General features: G+C 40.4%; 4 protein-coding genes. 1 reads left to right on the forward strand and 3 read right to left on the reverse strand.

The window, feature by feature from the left end; all coding sequences use genetic code 11:
• From LC574_RS31495 to fetB, 3 genes are all read right to left on the reverse strand, one after another.
• Window positions 1-760: Rpn family recombination-promoting nuclease/putative transposase (locus tag LC574_RS31495; protein WP_229457501.1), on the reverse strand; the 760-nt coding region annotated here is incomplete at its 3' end.
• A 186-nt stretch (window positions 761-946) separates the two neighbouring features.
• Entirely contained in the window at window positions 947-1,558 is a 612-nt protein-coding gene (locus LC574_RS31500) for a hypothetical protein (RefSeq protein WP_229457498.1), read from the reverse strand.
• Between the two features lie 28 nt (window positions 1,559-1,586).
• Window positions 1,587-2,363 carry an iron export ABC transporter permease subunit FetB gene (gene fetB / locus LC574_RS31505; RefSeq protein ID WP_229457499.1) on the reverse strand — a complete coding sequence of 259 codons (777 nt, stop codon included), beginning with the start codon at window positions 2,361-2,363 and terminating at the stop codon, window positions 1,587-1,589.
• A 328-nt stretch (window positions 2,364-2,691) separates the two neighbouring features.
• On the opposite strand from fetB, the gene LC574_RS31510 reads away from it, so the two are divergent.
• The coding region (locus LC574_RS31510; protein WP_229457500.1) for a DegT/DnrJ/EryC1/StrS aminotransferase family protein at window positions 2,692-3,546 on the forward strand (855 nt) is incomplete at its 3' end.

The raw sequence follows: 3,546 nt of genomic DNA on the forward strand, positions 1-3,546 counted from the left end.
GAGATTTGGTAATCTGCTGTTGTAGTTGTTGCACCTCCTCAATAGACAAGCCTGTTGCAGAAGCAATAATGTTGATTGTTATTCCTTGGCGCAAAAGATTAACAGCAATTTCTCGTTGCTTTCTTGCTTCTCCTTCCGCCAGGATAGAACGGTAAACGGTTGATTCTTGCATAATGTCTCTCCTCAATATACGATAAACAACCTCATCCTCTAATTTTATCCCAGCAAGAATTGCTGAGGCAGCTGTCAAATTGGCTTGGGTTATTGGGTCTGAAATTTGGTTGATGGTTTGTGCAACTTGGCGCAATGTTGCCTCTGGATCAGTTGTTTGACCCAGAGTAGCAAAGGGAAGCAGTCCAGGGTATTCTAGGAAGAAGGCTGCGGGTTGCTCCCACAGGCAAACTACATCGAATTCATGACGAGTGCGCTCTAGGGAAAAACTGGTTTGCCGAACGCGATCAGATCGAGTGGGCTGAAGATACACTACGACTTGTCGCATTCTTTTGTCAGGATAACGTCTATAAACTCGCACGCGATAATCCAACATACGAAACGGAATATCCCGTTTGGGATGGGTTTGAAATTCCAGGTGTAGGACGGAATCATCAGACTCAAGTAGAATTAAGGCATCTGCACGAATGGGTTCGAGGGAGAGTTCGGAGGGTTTTAGCTCCGTCAGCGTAATGGACTCTCCCAGCAGCCAACTGGCAAAATCGGCTGAGAAATTTTCGGCAAGGAATCGACAGGTATCGTCATACATGGAAAAATGAATCAATTCAAAATTCAAAATTCAAAATTCAAAATTAAATTCAGCCACCCACAAGGGTGGGGTTTCTACCTACCGAGTAAGACAAAGATTCTTTCGCCCACAAGGGGCAAGGTTTTGAACCTTAACTTTTTCATAAAACAAATAATCGCTCTAATTTCATCGGGAGATGACACAATGTTATTGTTTTTGTATTTTTAATTCACATTGTTGAAAAATATAATTAACCGCCCCAAATAATTTATCTAAATCTTGAATTACATACAAATTTCTATTCCGAGTAAATACATCAGCAATCAACTTTCCAAATTGCCATATTTTACCGTTAGAAACAATCCCAAAAATATCGCTGGCAAAATCATCATTAATTCGCTGCACTGCGATCATTTCAGCTAAACACTGACCCCAGCCTTCTTCAAATTTGTCTTGTTTAGCTTCAACCGTCAAAAAATAAGGTTTATCAAAAACAATCGTACCCAAAGGATTTCGCTGTGTTACCGTATAATCTGGAACGCCTGATAAATCTTCATCGTAAACTAATGTTTCATGACTCCAAAGTGTTAATTTACTTCGGTAATTTTTCCATACTTCTTTCAATACTGGATAGATGAGATTTTCACAAATAGCATCTTCAGAATTATCAATAACTCCATCGGTAAATAACAAATCTAATTCTTCTTTGAAAGCCTGTTTAACTGGAAACTCTACTTCTAGTATAAAATTAGACTGTACATATTTGATTTGAAATTTTTTAATTACTGCGCTAATACTTTTGTAATTACTAAATGCCATTCTAATTTACCTTTTATTAAAAATGTCATTACCTGACTAACTGCGCGGCAGAATTGAAAAATTGACGACACAACCCCTTCGTGACTAAAAGTGTTGTCAACAAATTAGCGAAAGCAACCATAAATATAATTAAAATTTCGTAGGATACAGCATCCAAAGGTTTCACACCAGCTAATAGCTGTCCGGTGGTAATTCCTGGTATTGCCACCATACCGATGAGGAGCATTTGATTAAGAGTCGGAATCAATGCGGCTCTGATGGCGTCTTTGCGATACTGGCTAACTGCTTGCTGGGGCGTTGCACCTAGGCTCAAATGGGTTTCTATTTCGAGATGGCTGGAATTAATGGTGCTGACAAGACGATCGCCTGCGATCGCAGATGCATTGGTAGCATTACCTAAGACTATCCCTGCTAGGGGAATTACATACTGTGGTTCATACCATCTTTCTGGTTGAACGATTAAGAAGTTGGTGTAAAGCACTGTCAGGGCAGTACTAATTAAAATTGCACCCCACACCAAAGGCAATACATAAGGAATTTTTTGGCTGATCCGATTTCGTGCGACAATCGCCGTAATTGTCAGCATTATTGTTAATATCGCCAAAACTGCCCAAACATTGTCCAAAGCGAAGATGAAATCTAAAATGTATCCCAATACAAGTAGTTGTAAGATGGTTCTCCCAGTAGCAAGGGCTAAGTTTAACTCTAGTCCTAATTTTTCCCAGGCAGATAAACCAATGGCGATCGCCATCAATCCCACAGCAATAGCTAAATCCACGAAATCCAGCTTGATCAACTCCTGCATAGGTTCTCTATCTCCTGGTATTTTCTTCTCAAAGCAGCCCACACAAGAGGAACTTTGCTCCAATGTGTTGGATCTTGGTTGATATATATCACCTTTATCAATTCAAAATTCAAAAATGGTACAACCTTAACATGGCAAACACCTAGTATGCTTATTATCTGTAAATTAAATGTGCGGTAGTTTCTGGCGTCACAATTTAAGTAAAAACCCTAATAGATGCGTATCTTGGGCGATAGTCTTTTAGTAGCTCCTTTTTGATTAACAATTCAATTAGCAAAAATTGACTCCCGAAGTGCATCCTTTGTATCTTCCAATAAAATAAGAACTCATGATCCAAAGTGTAAATCCTATCCCTGCCTTTGATATCAAGCAGCAATACACCACCATTGAAGCAGAAGTAAGTGCAGCTGTCTTAGAGGTTCTGGCTTCTGGCCGCTATATCGGCGGCCCCTTAGTCGAAGGCTTTGAGCAACAGTTTGCTGCTTATAATACTGTTGCTGAATGTGTGGCTTGTAATTCTGGTACTGATGCGCTCTACTTAGCGTTACGAGTCTTGAACATTGGTGCAGGCGATGAAGTGATTACAACGCCTTTCACCTTTATTGCTACGTCTGAAGTAATTAGCGCCGTGAGTGCAAAGCCTGTTTTCGTTGATATTGACGCTACTACGTTTAATTTGGATGTTGAGCAAGTAGCGGCGGTGATTACACCCAAAACTAAAGCGATTATCCCGGTTCACCTATTTGGACAACCTGTGGATATGACATCATTGATGGCGATCGCTCAGTCTCACAATTTGTCAATAATTGAAGATTGCGCTCAGTCTACAGGGGCAATGTGGGCTAATCAAAAAGTAGGAAGCATTGGACATATTGGTTGCTTTAGTTTCTACCCTACCAAAAATCTTGGTGGTTGTGGCGATGGCGGGGCAATAACGACTAATGACCCTGCGATCGCCACTAAACTACGAATACTACGAGATCATGGCAGTAGAATTAGATATTTACATGAAGAAATCGGTGTAAATAGCCGCTTGGATGCTCTCCAAGCAGCTATTTTGCAGATTAAGCTACGTTATTTAGATATTTGGAATGATCGCCGACGAGATATCGCCAACTATTACTATCAGTATCTGTGTCAAATTCCGGGAATCGTCCCACCCCAAGAATTACCTGAAGGTATT

This window comes from Nostoc sp. CHAB 5715 (assembly GCF_020829685.1).
Taxonomy (GTDB): Bacteria; Cyanobacteriota; Cyanobacteriia; order Cyanobacteriales; family Nostocaceae; genus Nostoc.